This window comes from Streptomyces sp. NPDC104381, from assembly GCF_055583745.1.
Map to the genome: position 1 here is coordinate 866716 of NZ_JBVJNK010000001.1, position 17217 is coordinate 883932.

A 17217-nucleotide genomic window follows, 5' to 3' on the forward strand; every position below is an offset into this window, starting at 1 on the left:
ACGTGCCTCCCCGGTTCGTTTGCGCCATGTGAGCGAGAAGAACCAAGACCGCAGAAGAGCCGCGCGTGACCGGCTCGTCCAGCAGCGTGAGCAGGACCGGGCCCGGGACCGGCGCCGCCGCACGCTGATCGTCTCGACCGCCGTGGTGGGGGTGCTGGCGCTGGCGGCCGTGATCGGGGTGATCGCCGCCAACGCCGGCAAGAACGACAAGGACAGCGAGGCCGGGCCCGCCGTCACCCCGTCCGGAGCCCAGGGCAAGGACGGACTCGCCCTCCAGGTCGGGGCCGACGACGCGCCGTCCACGCTCACGATCTGGGAGGACTTCCGCTGCCCGGTCTGCGCCCAGTTCGAGAACGCCTTCCGTGACACGTTCACCGAGCTCACCGACAGCGGTCAGCTCAAGGTGGAGTACCACCTGGCGACGATCATCGACGGCAACCTCGGCGGCAGCGGCTCGCTGCGCGCCGCCAACGCGGCCGCCTGCGCCCAGGACGTCGGCAAGTTCGCCCCGTACCACGACGTCCTCTACCGCAACCAGCCCGCGGAGACCGACGACGCCTTCGGGAAGAACGGCAAGCTGATCGAGCTGGCCGGAAAGGTGGACGGGCTGGACACGCCCGCCTTCCGCAGCTGCGTGGAGGACGGCACGCACGACAGCTGGGTGGAGAAGTCCAACAAGGCGTTCGGCGAGGGCGGCTTCCAGGGCACGCCCACCGCGCTGCTCAACGGCGAGTCGATCTTCCCGAAGAAGGGGGACGAGCAGATCTCCGCGGCCAACATCAAGAAGTGGGTCGCCGAGGCGAACAAGGGCAAGAAGCCGGCCACCGCCGGCGCCACCCCCTGAGGCCCGGCCCAGGGCGCTCCGGCGGGTACTCCGCCGGGGCCCCGTTACCCAGAAGTTGCCGGACGGCTTGCCGTACGTCCCGTCGGGCAGGGTAGCGTCGACCCCGTCATGAACCTTGCCTTCATTCCCAGCCCGTCGACCGGCGTGATCGAGCTCGGCCCGATCCCGCTCCGCGGCTACGCGTTCTGCATCATCATCGGTGTCTTCGTCGCCGTCTGGCTCGGCAACAAGCGCTGGGTCGCCAGGGGCGGCAAAGCCGGCACCGTCGCCGACATCGCCGTCTGGGCCGTGCCCTTCGGCCTGGTCGGCGGCAGGCTCTACCACGTCATCACCGACTACCAGCTGTACTTCAGCGACGGTCAGGACTGGGTGGACGCCTTCAAGATCTGGGAGGGCGGCCTCGGCATCTGGGGCGCGATCGCCCTCGGCGCCGTGGGCGCCTGGATCGGCTGCCGCCGCCGTGGGATCCCGCTGCCCGCCTGGGCGGACGCGCTGGCTCCCGGCATCGCCATCGCCCAGGCCATCGGCCGCTGGGGCAACTGGTTCAACCAGGAGCTGTACGGCAGGCCGACCGATGTGCCCTGGGCCCTGAAGATCAGCGAGGGCACGAACAGGGTCGCGGGCACCTACCACCCGACGTTCCTGTACGAGTCCCTGTGGTGCGTCGGTGTCGCGCTCCTGGTCATCTGGGCGGACCGCCGCTTCAAGCTCGGACACGGCCGGGCCTTCGCGCTCTACGTCGCCGCGTACTGCGCGGGCCGCGGATGGATCGAGTACATGCGCGTCGACGAGGCGCACCACGTGCTGGGCCTCCGGCTCAACGTGTGGACCGCGATCATCGTGTTCGTGCTCGCCGTGACGTACATCGTGATCTCGTCGAAGGTGCGCCCCGGCCGCGAGGAGGTCGTCGAGCCCGCCGCGGTGGGCCTGTCCAAGGACGACGACCAGGCCGCGGACAAGGCGGACAAGACCGCCGAGCAGGTCGCCGAGAAGAACGCCGGGGACAAGGCCGACGGCGACTCCGGGGAGGCCGCCCCCGCCGCCCCCGAGGCGCAGGCGCCGGACGAGGACGGGGCCCCGCAGAAGGCCGACCGGAGCTGACGCTCCCCGCCCCGCGTACACGGCGAAGGGGCCGCCGGACCGTCACGGTCCGGCGGCCCCTTCGCCGTGTACGGGGCTCAGCGGCGCGAGCGGGCCAGCGAGAGCGTGCGCTCCGCGCTCGCCACCACCGCCGCGTCGACGAACCTCCCGTCCGGCAGCGCCTGCGCGCCCGCCTCCGCCCGGGACGCCTCCAGGATCTGCTCCGCCGACTCGACCTCCCGTGCCGTGGGCCGGAACGCCCGCTCGATCACCGGCAGCTGCCGGGGATGGATCGCCGCCCGGCCCAGCAGCCCGAGATCCCTGCCGTGCGCACAGGACGCCCGCAGCCCGGACAGGTCCCGGACGTCGGGGTACACCGACATCACCGGCGGGTCCAGCCCGGCCGCCCGGGCGGCGATCACCACACGGCTGCGCGCCCAGTCGAGACCGGAGTCGTCCCGCACCCCCAGATCCGCCCGGAGGTCCGCCTCGCCCAGGGCGACCCCCCGTACGGCGTGGTGCGCCCCGGCGATCGAGTACGCGTGCTCGATCGCCAGCGCCGACTCCAGCAGCGGATACAGCGGCACCCCCGGCGCCAGCGCCTCGACATGGTGCACGGACGCCGCATGGGTGATCTTGGGCAGCCGCATCCCGGACAGCCCCGGCAGTCCCGCCAGCGCCCTCACGTCGTCCTCACCGTGGACCCTGACATGGACCGGCACCGCCATCGGGTCCGCCGTGACGGGGTCCGAGAGCAGCTCCGTCGTCGCCGACCTGGCGTACTCCTTGCGGTCCGGTGCGACCGCGTCCTCCAGGTCGACGATCACCACGTCCGCGCCCGCCCCGAGCGCCTTACGGACCACCTCGGGCCGGTCCCCGGGGACGTACAGCCAGGTCAGGGCGGTCGCCGGGCCGTTCACAGCGCCCCCTCGTCGCGCAGCGCCGCGACCGTGGGGGCGGAGAGGCCGAGTTCCGCCAGGATCTCGTCCGTGTCGGCACCGTGGGGCCGGCCCGCCCAGCGGATCGCCCCGGGTGTCTCCGAGAGCCGGAACAGCACGTTCTGCATGCGCAGCGTCCCCAGCTCGGGGTCCTCGACCTCGGCGATCGTGCCCAGTGCCCGGTACTGGGGGTCCTCCATCACGTCCCGTACGTCCTGGATCGGCGCGATCGCCGCCTCGGCCTTCTCGAAGGCGTCGACCACCTCCTCCCGGGTGCGCCGGGCGATCCAGTGGCCCACCGCCTCGTCGAGCTCGTCGGCGTGCTCGGCGCGGGTGCTCCCGGCGGAGAACCACGGTTCCTCGGTGAGTTCAGGGCGCCCCACCAGCCGCATCACCCGTTCCGCGACCGACTGGGCGGAGGCCGAGACGGCGACCCAGTGGCCGTCGGCGGTGCGGTAGGTGTTGCGCGGGGCGTTGTTGCGGGAGCGGTTACCGGTCCGCGGCTGGACGTAGCCGAGCTGGTCGTACCAGAGCGGCTGCGGCCCCAGCACGGTCAGGATCGGCTCGATGATCGCCATGTCGACGACCTGTCCGCCCCCGGTGCGGTCGCGGCCGGCCAGGGCCGTCATCACCGCGTACGCCGTGGCGAGCGCCGCGATCGAGTCGGCGAGCCCGAACGGCGGCAGGGTCGGCGGCCCGTCCGGCTCGCCGGTGACGGCGGCGAACCCGCTCATCGCCTCGGCGAGCGTCCCGAAGCCGGGCCGGTGCGCGTACGGGCCCTTCTGCCCGAACCCCGTGACCCTGGCCAGCACCAGCCGGGGGTTGACCGCGTGCAGCTCCTCCCAGCCGAGCCCCCAGCGCTCCAGGGTCCCTGGCCGGAAGTTCTCGACGATGACGTCGGTGTCCGCGGCCAGCCGCAGCAGGACGTCCCGGCCGCCCGGCGCGGACAGGTCGAGGGTCAGCGTGCGCTTGTTGCGGCCGAGCAGCTTCCACCACAGGCCGATCCCGTCCTTCGAGGGGCCGTGGCCGCGCGAGGGATCGGGCTTCCTGGGGTGCTCGACCTTGATGACCTCGGCCCCGAAGTCCCCGAGCATGGTGGCCGCGAGCGGCCCGGCGAAGAGGGTGGCGAGGTCCAGGACCCGCAGTCCGGCGAGAGGAGCGGTCGGTGTACTCATGCGGCATCGATCTCGCTGCGGTGGGGCATGGACGTCGAGGCGCCGGGTCTCTGCACACAGAGCGCCGCGGCCGAGGAGGCCCAGGCCAGCGCCGCCGGCACCGACCGGCCCTCGCCGAGTGCCACGGCGAGCGTGCCGACGAAGGTGTCCCCGGCGCCGGTCGTGTCGACGGCGGTGACCTCGGGGGCGGGGAAGAGGACCGGTTCACCGCCCCGGGCCGCGTACAGGCAGCCCTTCCGGCCGAGCGTGATCACCACCTCGGGGACCTGCCGCAGCAGGATCTGGGCCGCTCCGTGCGGATCCACGCACCCCGTCAGCGCGGCGGCCTCGTGCTCGTTGGGGACCAGCAGGTCGATGTCGTCCAGAAGACCGGCCGGCAGCGGCTGCACGGGGGAGGGGGTGAGGATCGTCCGTACGCCCCTGGCCTTCGCGGTCCGCGCTCCCTCCACCACGACGGGGAGCGGCAGTTCCAGCTGGAGCAGCAGCAGGCCCGCCGCCGCGACGGCGGCGCTGCCGCCCGGACCGAGCGCGGTCACGGTGCCGTTCGCGCCGGGGATCACCACGATCGCGTTGGACCCCTCGTCGTCGACGACGATGTGCGCGGTGCCGCTGGGCCCCGCGACCGTGTGCAGCAGTTCGGTGTCCACGCCCGCGTGCTCCAGATTCGTACGGAGCGAGGAGCCGTACTCGTCGGTCCCGACCGCGCCGATCATCACCACGTGCCCTCCGGCGCGGGCCGCGGCGACGGCCTGGTTGGCCCCCTTGCCGCCGGGGACGGTCCGGAACTCCCATCCGGTGACGGTCTCCCCGCGCCCGGGTGCCCGGGCGACGTAGGCGACCAGGTCCATGTTGGTGCTGCCGAGCACCACGATCGCCGTCATGGCCGGCGTACCTCCTGACAGGTCAGTTCCGCGAGGGTGTCGAAGCCGATGGATCCGAGGCCGGACACGGAAGTGGCGAGGCGGTTCTTGAGCGGGGCGGTCCACCGGTCGGGCAGCGCGTCGGGCCGCCCCGCGAGCAGGCCGGCGAGCGAGCCGGCCGTCGCGCCGTTCGAGTCGGTGTCCCAGCCGCCGGACACCGCGCAGCAGATGGAGCGGCCGAAGTCCCCGTCCGCGTGGGTGAGGGCGGCGGCGAGCAGCGCCGCGTTGGGCAGGACGTGCACCCAGTGGTGGGTGGATCCGTACGCCGCGTGGAGCCGGTCCACGACCGTGTCGAAGTCCTCCCCGGCGCGGGCCGTCGCGATGCCGAGGCGCACCGCCTGCGCGTACCGGGACCGCGGCGGCACCACCCGCAGCCCCGCCGCCAGACAGCCGTGCACGTCCGTCCCGCCGCCGGCGGCCTCGGCGAGGGCGGCGGCGGTGAACATCGCGCCGTACACCCCGTTGGCCGTGTGGGTGAGGACCGCGTCCCGGTGCGCCTGTTCGGCGGCGGCGCCCGGGTCGCCGGGGTGGGTCCAGCCGTGCACGTCGGCCCGGATCTGGGCCCCGATCCACTCCCGGAACGGGTTGCGGTGCCGTGCGGTCTCCGGCGGCTCGATCCCGTCGAGGAGATTGCGGTACGCGACCCGCTCGGCGGTGAAGACACGGCCCGCCGGGAGCTCGTCGAGCCAGAGCCGGGCGAGGTCGGACGTGCTGAAGCCGGGGCCGTGCCGCTGGAGCAACAGCACGGTCAGCAAGGGGTAGTTGAGGTCGTCGTCCTCGGGCATCCCGTCGATGTTCTCGGCGAGGGAGGTGGGAGCCGAGCGGCGGTTCCACGGGTGGGCGGCGGCCAGGCCGGCCGGGAGCCCCCGGGCGGTGAACCAGGTGGTGAGCGGCCAGTTCCCGGTGGCGCGGGCCAGGGCGCGGATGCCGGCCAGCGGCAGCTTCTCCACCGGTTTGCCCAGCAGGCAGCCGGCCGCCCGCCCCAGCCAGGCCGCGTGCAGGGGGCCGGCCCCGAAGGACAGCGGGCGGGCGCGCGGGGCGGGCCAGCGGGGGCAGGCGGCCCGGATCGAGGCCAGGTCCGTCGGCTCGTCGCCGGCCAGGGGGCTCTCCCGCTCGGCGAGTTCGTCCAGCAACCGCTCGGCCAGCGCGCGCAGCCGGCGCGGCGCGGGGCCCTCCGAAGCCCCCGCGCGCTCCGGGGCGGGGGCGCCGCCCGCCGCGTACCAGCGCTGTGCGATCGACGCGATGGACTCGGCGTCCCGGCCGTCCTGTGCGGCCTGGCGCAGCTCGTGGCCCACCAGGTCCTCGGGCTGGACCCAGGTCAGGCGTACGGTCACCGTCCGTCGCCCGCCAGCACGGCGAACGCCGCCTCGTGCGCGCGGCGCCGCGCCGTGTCCCGTACGAAGATCTCGCGGGCCACCTCCGCGAGGGCCCGTGCCGGGGCGTGCAGGTCGAGGCGGCTGGCCTCGGCGACCGTCTTCACCCAGGCATCGGGGATCGCCTGCTCGCCGTGGAGGGCGCCCGCGAGCGCGCCGCTCATCGTGGCGATCGAGTCGCAGTCGCGGCCGTAGTTGACCGAGCCGAGCACGGTGCGCCGGTAGTCGCCCCCGCCGACGAGCAGCATGCCGAGCGCGACCGGCAGTTCCTCGATGGAGTGCAGCCGGGAGGGCCGCCGGGCGCCGAGCGAGGGCTCCCGGTAGTGCGGGCCCACCGTGTCGAACGGGGCCACGGCCGCCCGCAGCGGCACCAGCGCGGACTCGAAGTCCGTGTGCCGGGAAGCCACTTCGCACACCGACTCGATCGCCGACCGGGTGCCGTCCTTGGCCAGGGCCAGCGCCGTCTCCACCACGGAGGCGGGCGTGGCGCCCGGTGCGCACGCGGCGGCGACGCAGGCGGCCAGCACCCCGGCCGCCTCACGGCCGTACGACGACTGGTGGGCGCCCGCGACGTCCAGGGCCTCGGCGTACGCCGCCTCCGGATGGGCCGCGTTCACCAGGCCCACCGGCGCCATGTACATCGCCGCCCCGCAGTTGACGATGTTCCCCGAGCCCGCCTCGCGGGGGTCGGCGTGCCCGTAGTGCAGCCGTGTGACGATCCACTTCTCGGCGAGGAAGATCCGCTGCAGGGGCAGCGCCTCGGCCTCCAGCTCCGGGATCCAGCGGGGCCGCGACATCAGGTCCGGCACGAGGTGGTCGGCGACGGCGTACGCGTCCAGGTGGCCGCGCACCGCCTCGTACACCCGGACCAGCGCGTGGGTCATCAGGGTGTCGTCGGTGACGTGCCCGTCGCCCTTGTGGTACGGGGCGATGGGGCGGGCGGTGCGCCAGTCGTCGCCGTACCAGGGGCCGACGATCCCGGTCACCCGGCCGCCGTGGCGCTCGGCGATCTGCTCGGGGGTCCAGCCCTCGACGGGACCGCCGAGCGCGTCCCCCACGGCCGCGCCGACGAGGGCTCCGGAGACGCGTTCATCCAGGGTGAGCGTCGTGGTGGTCGTGCCGGCCACGGGCGGTGCGGATGTTTTGTGTGCCATGCCGGAATTGTCCACCCGGGGCGGCCGGTTCCGTGGCTGCGAGCCGCCCGGCGAGTTCGATGAGGTCCGTACCGGCGAACAGGGGCAGCGCGCACCCGGCCAGCGTCCGGCAGGCCTCCCGCCAGCCCTCGGGCACGGTCGCCGTCCCGCCCAGCGCCCCGGTCAGTGCCCCCGCCAGCGCGGGCGCCGAGTCGGCGACCCGGGAGAGGCAGGCCGCGGCGGGGACGGCCTGGGTGAACTCGCCCCGGGCGGCGGTCGTCAGGGCGAGGGCGACCGGTACGGTCTCGGCGGCGGCGATCCCGTAGCTGTAGACGTGGTCCACGATCTGGTGCTCCAGCACGGGGACGAGCGCGAAGGCTCCCGCCGCCTCGTCGGCGAACTCCCGGGCCAGCCGCACGGCGTGGACCGCGTTGCGCGCGATCTCGGTGCCGTCGGGCAGCTGGTCGAGCGCCGCGTTCACCACCGTGTCGACGTCCGACCCGGCGAGGGCCTCGGCCACCGCCGCGGCGAGGGCCCGCGCGCCGTGCACCCCGTCACCGTCCTGGGTGTACCGGGCGTCGAACTCGGCGAGCCCGGCCGCCGCCGCCGGGTCACCCGGGTGGACGACGGCGAGCACGGCGGCCCGCACACACGCCGCGTCGTCGAAGTAGTGCGGGTTGTCGTGCCCGGTGGCGGGCGGGCGCAGCCCGGCGGCCAGATTGCCGAGCCCCGCCCGTACGGAGATCCGCGCCCGCAGCGGAAGGACGGCCGACTCGACCTCGGGAGCCCGGGCGCTCGCGGCGGCCACCTTCGCCGCCAGCGCGTTCCACGACCGGTCGATCGCGTCGCGCATCCGGTGGCCGGGGGAGAGGTCGGGCGCGTGGTCGGCCGCGGCGGCCAGCACGGTCCGGGCGGCGAACGCGGCCCACTCGGCGTCGTCGGAGGGGCCGAGCCGCAGCGGTTCCGGCGGCTGGTTGAGGGCGATGGGCACGGGAAGCGTCGTCGTCGCGTTCTGCTCGGCGAAGGTGTCCAGCTCCCGGGTGAGCCGCCGCGTCCACTCCGGCATCCGCGCCGCCCGGTGCCGCGCCGCGGGCCAGCCGGCGGCGTCACCGGCGGCCAGCCCGAGCAGCAGCCCCTCGATCCTGGCCCGCCTGCCCGGCACGCCACGGCCCCCGCCGTCGGCCGCCGGCTCCGAGGTGATCCGGATGGACAGGTGCGGGGCGGAATCCGCCGGCGCGGTGGGCCCGCCCCGCGCGGGGCGGCGGTCGGCGCTCACCGGGCGTCCTGCCGGACACCGGAGGCAGCGGCGGCCGGAGGCCCCGGCGGGTCCTCGCCCTCGTCCGGGGTCAGCAGCTCCGCGATGTCCAGCACGTGATAGCCCCGCATCGACGGCAGGCAGCTGCCCCGCACCGGGCCGATCGCCGCCGCCCAGTCCCGGGGGATCGCCGACGCCCCGTGCAGCGCACCGGCCAGCGCCCCCGCCACGGCGGCCGTGGTGTCGGCGTCCCGGCCCATGTTCACGGCCGTCAGCACCGCCGTACGGAAGTCCCCGCGCGCCGCGGTGAGCGCCCCGAAGGCAAGCCCCACCGCCTCCGGTGCCAGGTCCGTCCATGGATAGCCGCCGATCACCACCGCGGACCGCACCGCCCGCTCGGTGGCCAGCCGGTCCGGGTACGAGCGCTGCGCGGCCGTGACCGCGCGGCGCAGCGAGCGGGCCGTCCAGGAGTCCATCGGCACGACCGAGAGCGCGGCGGCGATCACCGAGGCGAGCCCCGCACCCACCATCGCGGCCGCCACCCCCGCCGCGACCGCCTGGCCGCCGTAGATGCCCTCCCCGTCATGGCTGACCCGCCCGTCCACCGCCACCAGACGGGCGGCCTCGTCCGGGCGCCCCGCCGCGAACACCCCGAACGGCGCCGCCCGCATCGCGAGACCGTCGCTCCAGGCGTGCCGGTGCTGCGCCGAGATCGGGGCGGCCAGACCGCGCCGCAGATTCTCCAGCGTCCCGCGCTCACTGAACCCGGCACCCCGGAACGGGCCCTCGTCCAGATCGGCGATCCAGTGGTGCCAGGCCCGTTCGACATGCGAGACGGTCAGCGCCGAACCGTGCCTGGCCAGCAGCAGCCCGGAGAAGATCGCGTACTCGGTGTCGTCGGTCCCCGCCGGATCGTCACTGACGAAGCCCTCGATACGGCCCCAGCGGCGGCGGATCTCCGAAGGACGCAGATTCTCCGCCGGCGCCCCGAGCGCGTCCCCCACCGCGAGCCCCAGCAGCGCCCCCCGTGCCCGGTCACCCGTGTCCGCCGCCGCGCCTTCCGCCATGAGCTCCATCGTGCCGACCCTTCGCTCCCGCCCGGAACAACCGGATATGAGAGGTTTCCCCGATCGGGGAGAAGAGAGGCTTCATTTCGTACAAATCGGCCGCCCGAGTGACGTCCCCGAGGCGGGTAAGTTCGGCCTTCCTTGCTGGCGGGAGGCCATTCTCGTGCGTACTTTCGACGGTGTGGAGCGGAGGAGGATTCGGGGCCGCTCCCGGAAAAGGGGAGAGCTGTGTCCATCATCGAGACCGACGCCGTACTGCACGAGGCCCACCGCGACAACCACACCCACCGTGACGTCAACGGCGGCTGGCTGCGCCCCGCGGTGTTCGGCGCCATGGACGGTCTCGTCTCCAACCTCGCCCTGATGACGGGCGTGGCCGGAGGGGCGGTCTCCCAGCAGACCATCGTCATCACCGGCCTGGCCGGGCTCGCCGCCGGAGCGTTCTCGATGGCAGCGGGGGAGTACACCTCGGTCGCCTCGCAGCGTGAACTCGTCGAGGCCGAGCTCGCCGTCGAGCGGCGTGAGCTGCGCAAACACCCCAAGGACGAGATGCGTGAGCTCGCCGCGCTCTACGAGTCCCGCGGGGTCGAGCCCCTGCTCGCCCAGGAGGTCGCGCGTCAGCTGTCCAGGGACCCGGAGCAGGCCCTGGAGATACACGCCCGCGAGGAACTGGGCATCGACCCGGGCGACCTGCCCTCGCCCCTCGTCGCCGCCCTGTCCTCCTTCGGCGCCTTCGCGCTGGGCGCCCTGCTGCCCGTACTGCCCTACCTGCTCGGCGCCACCGACCTGTGGCCCGCCGTGCTGCTCGCCCTGGCCGGCCTCTTCGGGTGCGGCGCGGTGGTGGCCCGGGTGACGGCGCGGACCTGGTGGTTCAGCGGGCTGCGGCAGCTGGTCCTCGGCGGGGCCGCGGCGGCCGTCACCTACGGCCTCGGCACCCTGTTCGGCGTGGCGGCCGGCGGCTGACCTGCGCGGTACGGCGAAGGTCACAGGCCCGGTGTGACGTACGTCGTGGCGCGGGCCTCTGGGCGGATGGGCGGGGCGGCCTTAAAATGAGACGCTATGCAGCGCTACACATAAGTAGCCATTACCCGGCGGTTTCAATTCTGTGACTGCTGGGAAAGAGCCGTAGACACCGCAGGCAACGTCGCCTGCTCTCTGCGGTCTCCCGGACGGTGAACCGCCGATCGTCCGCTCAGGACCCCCGCCACCACGGCTCCGTGGTGTCCGCATGTTGGAACAGTCTTTCCGCTTTTTGAGAAGCGTTCCATCATGTAACCTGCACGAAATTTCGCAGAGGGCCAGCGTCGTCCCTCGGCACAGCACATGCCACGACGACGACGGGAGAGCCGATGCGTTCCGACGCCTGGTCGCCCATGGACGGTCGCCCTGTCCAGCAGGGGATGTACGACCCCCGTAACGAGCACGACGCCTGTGGTGTCGGGTTCGTGGCCACTCTGACCGGTGTGGCCAGCCATGAGCTGGTCGAGCAGGCGCTGACCGTACTGCGCAACCTCGAACACCGCGGCGCCACAGGATCCGAGCCCGACTCGGGTGACGGCGCCGGCATTCTCCTCCAGGTCCCGGACGCCTTCCTCCGCGAAGAGGCCGGGTTCGAGCTCCCCGAGGCCGGCTCCTACGCCGTCGGCATCGCCTTCCTGCCCGCGGACGACTCCACCGTCGCGGTGAAGCAGATCGAGAAGATCGCCGCAGAGGAGGGCCTCGACGTCCTCGGCTGGCGTCAGGTCCCCGTCACGCCGGACATCCTCGGCAACGGCGCCCGCGCCGTCATGCCCGAGTTCCGCCAGCTGATCGTCGCCGACGGCAGCAGCACCGGCATCGTCCTGGACCGCAAGGCATTCGTCCTGCGCAAGCGCGCCGAGCGTGAGGCCGGGGTGTACTTCCCCTCGCTCTCCGCACGCACGATCGTCTACAAGGGCATGCTCACCACCGGCCAGCTGGAGCCGTTCTTCCCCGACCTCTCCGACCGCCGCTTCGCCACCGCGGTCGCGCTGGTCCACTCCCGCTTCTCCACCAACACCTTCCCGAGCTGGCCGCTCGCCCACCCGTACCGCTTCGTCGCGCACAACGGCGAGATCAACACGGTCAAGGGCAACCGCAACTGGATGAAGGCCCGCGAGTCCCAGCTCGCCTCCAGCCTCTTCGGCGAGGCGCAGCTCGACCGGATCTTCCCCGTCTGCACCCCCGACGCCTCCGACTCCGCCTCCTTCGACGAGGTCCTGGAGCTGCTCCACCTCGGCGGCCGCTCGCTGCCGCACTCGGTGCTGATGATGGTCCCCGAGGCATGGGAGAACCACGCCTCCATGGACCCGGCCCGCCGCGCCTTCTACCAGTACCACTCCACGATGATGGAGCCCTGGGACGGCCCGGCCTGCGTCACCTTCACCGACGGCACCCAGGTCGGCGCGGTCCTCGACCGCAACGGCCTGCGCCCCGGCCGCTACTGGGTCACCGACGACGGCCTCGTCGTCCTCTCCTCCGAGGTCGGCGTCCTCGACATCGACCCGGCCAAGGTCGTCCGCAAGGGCCGCCTCCAGCCCGGCCGGATGTTCCTCGTCGACACCGCCGAGCACCGCATCATCGAGGACGACGAGATCAAGGCGGCCCTGGCCGCCGAGAACCCGTACGAGGAGTGGCTGGAAACCGGCGAGATCGAGCTCGAGGACCTCCCCGAGCGCGAGCACATCGTCCACACCCACGCCTCGGTCACCCGCCGCCAGCAGACCTTCGGCTACACCGAGGAAGAGCTCCGCGTCCTCCTCGCCCCGATGGCCCGCACCGCCGGCGAACCCCTCGGCTCCATGGGCACCGACTCGCCGATCGCCGCGCTCTCCGAGCGCCCCCGGCTGCTCTTCGACTACTTCACCCAGCTCTTCGCGCAGGTCACCAACCCGCCGCTGGACGCCATCCGCGAGGAGCTCGTCACCTCGCTGCGCTCCACCCTCGGCCCCGCCGGCAACATCCTGGAGCCGACCGCCGCCGCGTGCCGCAGCGTCACGCTGCCCTTCCCGGTGATCGACAACGACGAGCTGGCCAAGCTCATACACATCAACGCCGACGGCGACATGCCGGGCATGAAGGCCGCGACCCTGTCCGGTCTCTACCGCGTCAGCGGCGGCGGCGACGCCCTCGCGGCCCGGATCGAGGAGATCACCGCCGAGGTCGACGCCGCCATGGAGGACGGTGCCCGCCTCATCGTCCTGTCCGACCGGCACTCCGACGCCGAGCACGCGCCGATCCCGTCGCTGCTGCTCACCTCGGCCGTCCACCACCACCTCATCCGCACCAAGCAGCGCACCCAGGTGGGCCTGCTGGTCGAGGCCGGTGACGTCCGCGAGGTCCACCACGTCGCCCTGCTCATCGGGTACGGCGCCGCCGCGGTCAACCCGTACCTCGCGATGGAGTCCGTCGAGGACCTCGTCCGCGCCGGCACGTTCATCGAGGGCATCGAGCCCGAGCTGGCCATCCGCAACCTGATCTACGCCCTCGGCAAGGGCGTCCTGAAGGTCATGTCCAAGATGGGCATCTCGACCGTCGCCTCCTACCGCGGCGCCCAGGTCTTCGAGGCCGTCGGCCTGGACGAGGCCTTCGTCGCCCAGTACTTCAACGGCACCGCCACCAAGATCGGCGGCGCCGGCCTGGACGTCGTCGCCAAGGAGGTCGCCGCCCGGCACACCAAGGCGTACCCGGCCTCCGGCATCTCCGCCTCGCACCGCGCGCTGGAGATCGGCGGCGAGTACCAGTGGCGCCGCGAGGGCGAGCCGCACCTGTTCGACCCGGAGACGGTCTTCCGCCTCCAGCACGCCACCCGCAACCGCCGGTACGACATCTTCAAGAAGTACACCGGGCGGGTCAACGAGCAGTCCGAGCGCCTCATGACGCTCCGCGGCCTGTTCGGCTTCAAGAGCGGCCGCGAGCCGATCTCCATCGACGAGGTCGAGTCCGCCGCGGAGATCGTCAAGCGCTTCTCCACCGGCGCCATGTCGTACGGCTCCATCTCCCAGGAGGCGCACGAGACCCTCGCCATCGCCATGAACCAGCTGGGCGGCAAGTCCAACACCGGTGAGGGCGGCGAGGACTCCGAGCGCCTCTACGACCCGGCACGCCGCTCGTCCATCAAGCAGGTCGCCTCCGGCCGCTTCGGTGTCACCAGCGAGTACCTGGTCAACGCGGACGACATCCAGATCAAGATGGCGCAGGGCGCCAAGCCCGGCGAGGGCGGCCAGCTGCCCGGCCACAAGGTCTACCCGTGGGTCGCCAAGACCCGGCACTCCACCCCGGGTGTCGGCCTGATCTCGCCCCCGCCGCACCACGACATCTACTCCATCGAGGACCTGGCTCAGCTGATCCACGACCTCAAGAACGCCAACCCGGCGGCCCGCGTCCACGTGAAGCTGGTCTCCGAGGTCGGCGTCGGAACGGTCGCCGCGGGTGTCTCCAAGGCCCACGCGGACGTCGTCCTCATCTCCGGCCACGACGGCGGCACCGGCGCATCGCCGCTCACCTCGCTCAAGCACGCGGGCGGTCCCTGGGAGCTCGGCCTCGCCGAGACCCAGCAGACCCTGCTGCTCAACGGTCTGCGCGACCGCATCGTCGTCCAGACCGACGGCCAGCTCAAGACCGGCCGCGACGTCGTCATCGCCGCGCTGCTCGGCGCCGAGGAGTTCGGTTTCGCGACCGCGCCGCTCGTCGTCTCGGGCTGCGTCATGATGCGCGTCTGCCACCTCGACACCTGCCCGGTCGGCATCGCCACCCAGAACCCCGTCCTGCGCGACCGGTTCTCCGGCAAGGCCGAGTACATCGTCAACTTCTTCGAGTTCATCGCCGAGGAGGTCCGCGAGATCCTCGCCGAGCTCGGCTTCCGCACCATCGAGGAGGCCGTCGGCCACGCCGAACTCCTCGACACCGAGCGGGCCGTCACGCACTGGAAGGCCCAGGGACTCGACCTCGAACCCCTCTTCCACGTGCCCGAGCTCCCCGAGGGCGCGGTCCGCCACCGGATCGCCGAGCAGGACCACGGTCTGGCCAAGGCCCTCGACAACGAGCTGATCAAGCTCGCCGCCGACGCCCTCGGCGCCGACAGCGCCGAGGCCGCCCAGCCGGTCCGGGCCCAGATCGCCATCCGTAACATCAACCGCACCGTCGGTACGATGCTCGGCCACGAGGTCACCAAGAAGTTCGGCGGTGCGGGCCTGCCCGACGACACCATCGACATCACCTTCACCGGCTCCGCCGGCCAGTCCTTCGGCGCGTTCGTACCGCGCGGTGTGACGCTGCGCCTGGAGGGCGACGCCAACGACTACGTCGGCAAGGGCCTCTCCGGCGGCCGTGTCATCGTCCGCCCGGACCGCGGCGCCGACCACCTCGCCGAGTACTCCACCATCGCCGGCAACACCATCGGCTACGGCGCGACCGGCGGCGAGCTGTTCCTCCGCGGCCGTACCGGCGAGCGCTTCTGCGTCCGCAACTCCGGTGCCACGGTCGTCTCGGAGGGCGTGGGTGACCACGGCTGCGAGTACATGACCGGCGGTCACGCGGTCGTCCTCGGTGAGACGGGACGCAACTTCGCCGCGGGCATGTCCGGCGGTATCGCGTACGTCATCGACCTCGACCTCGACAACGTCAACACCGGCAACGTCGGCGCCGTCGAGCTCCTCGACGACACCGACAGGCAGTGGCTGCACGACGTCGTGCGGCGCCACCAGGAGGAGACCGGCTCCACGGTCGCCCAGAAGCTGCTGGCCGACTGGGATTCCGCGGTCACCCGCTTCAGCAAGATCATCCCGTCCACCTACAAGGCAGTGCTCGCCGCCAAGGACGCCGCTGAGCTCGCCGGTCTCTCCGAGCAGGAGACCACCGAGAAGATGATGGAGGCGGCGACCAATGGCTGACCCCAAGGGCTTCCTGACCACCGGACGCGAGGTCGCCGAGACCCGCCCCGTCGGCGAGCGTGTCAAGGACTGGAACGAGGTCTACGTTCCGGGATCGCTGCTGCCGATCATCAGCAAGCAGGCCGGCCGCTGCATGGACTGCGGCATCCCGTTCTGCCACAACGGCTGTCCCCTCGGAAACCTCATCCCCGAGTGGAACGACTACGCCTACCGCGAGGACTGGTCGGCGGCGTCCGAGCGCCTGCACGCCACGAACAACTTCCCGGAGTTCACGGGCCGCCTGTGCCCCGCCCCGTGCGAGTCGGCGTGTGTCCTCGGCATCAACCAGCCGGCCGTCACCATCAAGAACGTCGAAGTCTCCATCATCGACAAGGCGTGGGACAGCGGCGACGTCACCCCGCAGCCGCCCGAGCGCCTCTCCGGCAAGACCGTCGCCGTCATCGGCTCGGGCCCGGCGGGACTCGCCGCCGCCCAGCAGCTGACGCGGGCCGGCCACACCGTCGCCGTCTTCGAGCGCGCGGACCGCATCGGAGGACTCCTCCGCTACGGCATCCCCGAGTTCAAGATGGAGAAGTCGCACATCAACCGCCGCATCGAGCAGATGCGCGCGGAAGGCACCAAGTTCCGCACGGAGGTGGAGATCGGCAAGGACATCGACGCCGCCAAGCTCCGCCGCCGCTACGACGCGGTCGTCATCGCCGCCGGTGCCACCGTCTCCCGCGACCTGCCCGTCCCGGGCCGCGACCTGAACGGCGTGCACTTCGCGATGGAGTACCTCCCGCTCGCCAACAAGGTGCAGGAGGGCGACCTCACGGTCTCCCCGATCACCGCCGAGGGCAAGCACGTCGTCGTGATCGGCGGCGGCGACACCGGTGCCGACTGCGTCGGTACCGCCCACCGCCAGGGCGCGGCCTCCGTCACCCAGCTGGAGATCATGCCGCAGCCGGGCGCGGAGCGTAACGCCAACCAGCCCTGGCCGACCTTCCCCATGCTCTACAAGGTCACCTCCGCGCACGAGGAGGGCGGCGAGCGGATCTACTCCGTCTCCACCACCCACTTCGAGGGCGACGAGGACGGCAACGTCCAGTCCCTGCACCTCATCGAGGTGGAGTTCAAGGACGGCAAGCTGGAGCAGAAGGCCGGCACGGAGCGGGTCATCCCCGCCCAGCTCGTCACCCTGGCCATGGGCTTCACCGGTACGGACCAGGCCAACGGCCTCGTCCAGCAGTTCGGCCTCGACCTCGACGAGCGCGGCAACATCGCGCGCGACGACGACTACGCGACCAACGTCGACGGCGTCTACGTCGCCGGTGACGCGGGCCGCGGCCAGTCCCTCATCGTGTGGGCCATCGCCGAGGGCCGCTCCGCGGCACGCGGTGTGGACCGCTTCCTGACCGGGACCAGTGCCCTGCACGCCCCGATCCGCCCGACGGACCGTTCCCTGATGGTCTGACCGCGGCACACGGACGTCCCGTACAACGGCGTACGGAACTGAACGCGGCGCCCGCCCCCGTCCCCGACCG

Annotated in this window: 12 protein-coding genes; 5 read left to right on the forward strand and 7 right to left on the reverse strand. The window is 72.7% G+C overall.

The window, feature by feature from the left end; genetic code table 11:
• Window positions 1-28 precede the first annotated feature (28 nt).
• The gene (locus tag ACZ607_RS03915) at window positions 29-844 is read left to right on the forward strand and encodes a DsbA family protein (RefSeq protein ID WP_469731407.1); all 816 of its coding nucleotides are present in this window, start codon (window positions 29-31) and stop codon (window positions 842-844) included.
• Window positions 845-952: 108 nt separating this feature from the next.
• The gene (lgt, locus tag ACZ607_RS03920; RefSeq protein ID WP_469731409.1) at window positions 953-1945 is read left to right on the forward strand and encodes a prolipoprotein diacylglyceryl transferase; all 993 of its coding nucleotides are present in this window, start codon (window positions 953-955) and stop codon (window positions 1943-1945) included.
• Window positions 1946-2022: 77 nt separating this feature from the next.
• On the opposite strand, the gene ACZ607_RS03925 is transcribed toward lgt, so the two are convergent.
• The 7 genes from ACZ607_RS03925 to ACZ607_RS03955 all read right to left on the reverse strand — a co-directional run bounded on the left by ACZ607_RS03925 (window position 2023) and on the right by ACZ607_RS03955 (window position 9785).
• The gene (locus ACZ607_RS03925) at window positions 2023-2844 is read right to left on the reverse strand and encodes an HpcH/HpaI aldolase/citrate lyase family protein (RefSeq protein WP_469731411.1); all 822 of its coding nucleotides are present in this window, start codon (window positions 2842-2844) and stop codon (window positions 2023-2025) included.
• Window positions 2841-4037 carry a CaiB/BaiF CoA transferase family protein gene (locus ACZ607_RS03930; protein WP_469731413.1) on the reverse strand — a complete coding sequence of 399 codons (1197 nt, stop codon included), beginning with the start codon at window positions 4035-4037 and terminating at the stop codon, window positions 2841-2843. Before ACZ607_RS03930 ends, ACZ607_RS03925 begins: the two co-directional genes overlap by 4 nt.
• Window positions 4034-4918: a ribokinase gene (locus tag ACZ607_RS03935; protein WP_469731415.1), complete on the reverse strand. Its 885-nt coding sequence runs from the start codon at window positions 4916-4918 to the stop codon at window positions 4034-4036. Before ACZ607_RS03935 ends, ACZ607_RS03930 begins: the two co-directional genes overlap by 4 nt.
• A complete protein-coding gene (locus ACZ607_RS03940; protein ID WP_469731416.1) occupies window positions 4915-6291 on the reverse strand; it encodes an ADP-ribosylglycohydrolase family protein in 1377 nt (458 codons plus the stop codon). The genes ACZ607_RS03935 and ACZ607_RS03940 overlap by 4 nt, the downstream gene beginning before the upstream one ends.
• A complete protein-coding gene (locus ACZ607_RS03945) occupies window positions 6288-7484 on the reverse strand; it encodes an ADP-ribosylglycohydrolase family protein (protein WP_469731417.1) in 1197 nt (398 codons plus the stop codon). Before ACZ607_RS03945 ends, ACZ607_RS03940 begins: the two co-directional genes overlap by 4 nt.
• Window positions 7420-8664, reverse strand: coding sequence for an ADP-ribosylglycohydrolase family protein (locus tag ACZ607_RS03950; RefSeq protein ID WP_469731850.1), 1245 nt, complete (start codon window positions 8662-8664; stop codon window positions 7420-7422). Before ACZ607_RS03950 ends, ACZ607_RS03945 begins: the two co-directional genes overlap by 65 nt.
• A gap of 71 nt (window positions 8665-8735) precedes the next feature.
• On the reverse strand, window positions 8736-9785 hold the full coding sequence (locus tag ACZ607_RS03955) for an ADP-ribosylglycohydrolase family protein (protein ID WP_469731418.1): 1050 nt from the start codon (window positions 9783-9785) through the stop codon (window positions 8736-8738).
• Between the two features lie 228 nt (window positions 9786-10013).
• Here ACZ607_RS03955 and ACZ607_RS03960 point away from each other — a divergent pair, with 228 nt between their 5' ends.
• The 3 genes from ACZ607_RS03960 (at window position 10014) to ACZ607_RS03970 (ending at window position 17147) form a co-directional block, all read left to right on the forward strand.
• On the forward strand, window positions 10014-10748 hold the full coding sequence (locus tag ACZ607_RS03960; protein WP_469731419.1) for a VIT1/CCC1 transporter family protein: 735 nt from the start codon (window positions 10014-10016) through the stop codon (window positions 10746-10748).
• Window positions 10749-11134: 386 nt separating this feature from the next.
• Window positions 11135-15694 carry a glutamate synthase large subunit gene (gene gltB, locus ACZ607_RS03965; RefSeq protein WP_469731421.1) on the forward strand — a complete coding sequence of 1520 codons (4560 nt, stop codon included), beginning with the start codon at window positions 11135-11137 and terminating at the stop codon, window positions 15692-15694.
• A complete protein-coding gene (locus ACZ607_RS03970) occupies window positions 15687-17147 on the forward strand; it encodes a glutamate synthase subunit beta (protein WP_469731423.1) in 1461 nt (486 codons plus the stop codon). The genes gltB and ACZ607_RS03970 overlap by 8 nt, the downstream gene beginning before the upstream one ends.
• Window positions 17148-17217 lie beyond the last annotated feature (70 nt).

What these genes read in the sequence shown, in the direction of transcription:
- lgt (WP_469731409.1), top strand. Translation starts at nt 953, where the DNA reads ATGAACCTTGCCTTCATTCCCAGCCCGTCGACCGGCGTGATCGAGCTC.
- ACZ607_RS03955 (WP_469731418.1), bottom strand. Translation starts at nt 9,785, where the DNA reads ATGGCGGAAGGCGCGGCGGCGGACACGGGTGACCGGGCACGGGGGGCG.
- ACZ607_RS03970 (WP_469731423.1), top strand. Translation starts at nt 15,687, where the DNA reads ATGGCTGACCCCAAGGGCTTCCTGACCACCGGACGCGAGGTCGCCGAG.
- ACZ607_RS03930 (WP_469731413.1), bottom strand. Translation starts at nt 4,037, where the DNA reads ATGAGTACACCGACCGCTCCTCTCGCCGGACTGCGGGTCCTGGACCTC.
- ACZ607_RS03935 (WP_469731415.1), bottom strand. Translation starts at nt 4,918, where the DNA reads ATGACGGCGATCGTGGTGCTCGGCAGCACCAACATGGACCTGGTCGCC.
- gltB (WP_469731421.1), top strand. Translation starts at nt 11,135, where the DNA reads ATGCGTTCCGACGCCTGGTCGCCCATGGACGGTCGCCCTGTCCAGCAG.
- ACZ607_RS03945 (WP_469731417.1), bottom strand. Translation starts at nt 7,484, where the DNA reads ATGGCACACAAAACATCCGCACCGCCCGTGGCCGGCACGACCACCACG.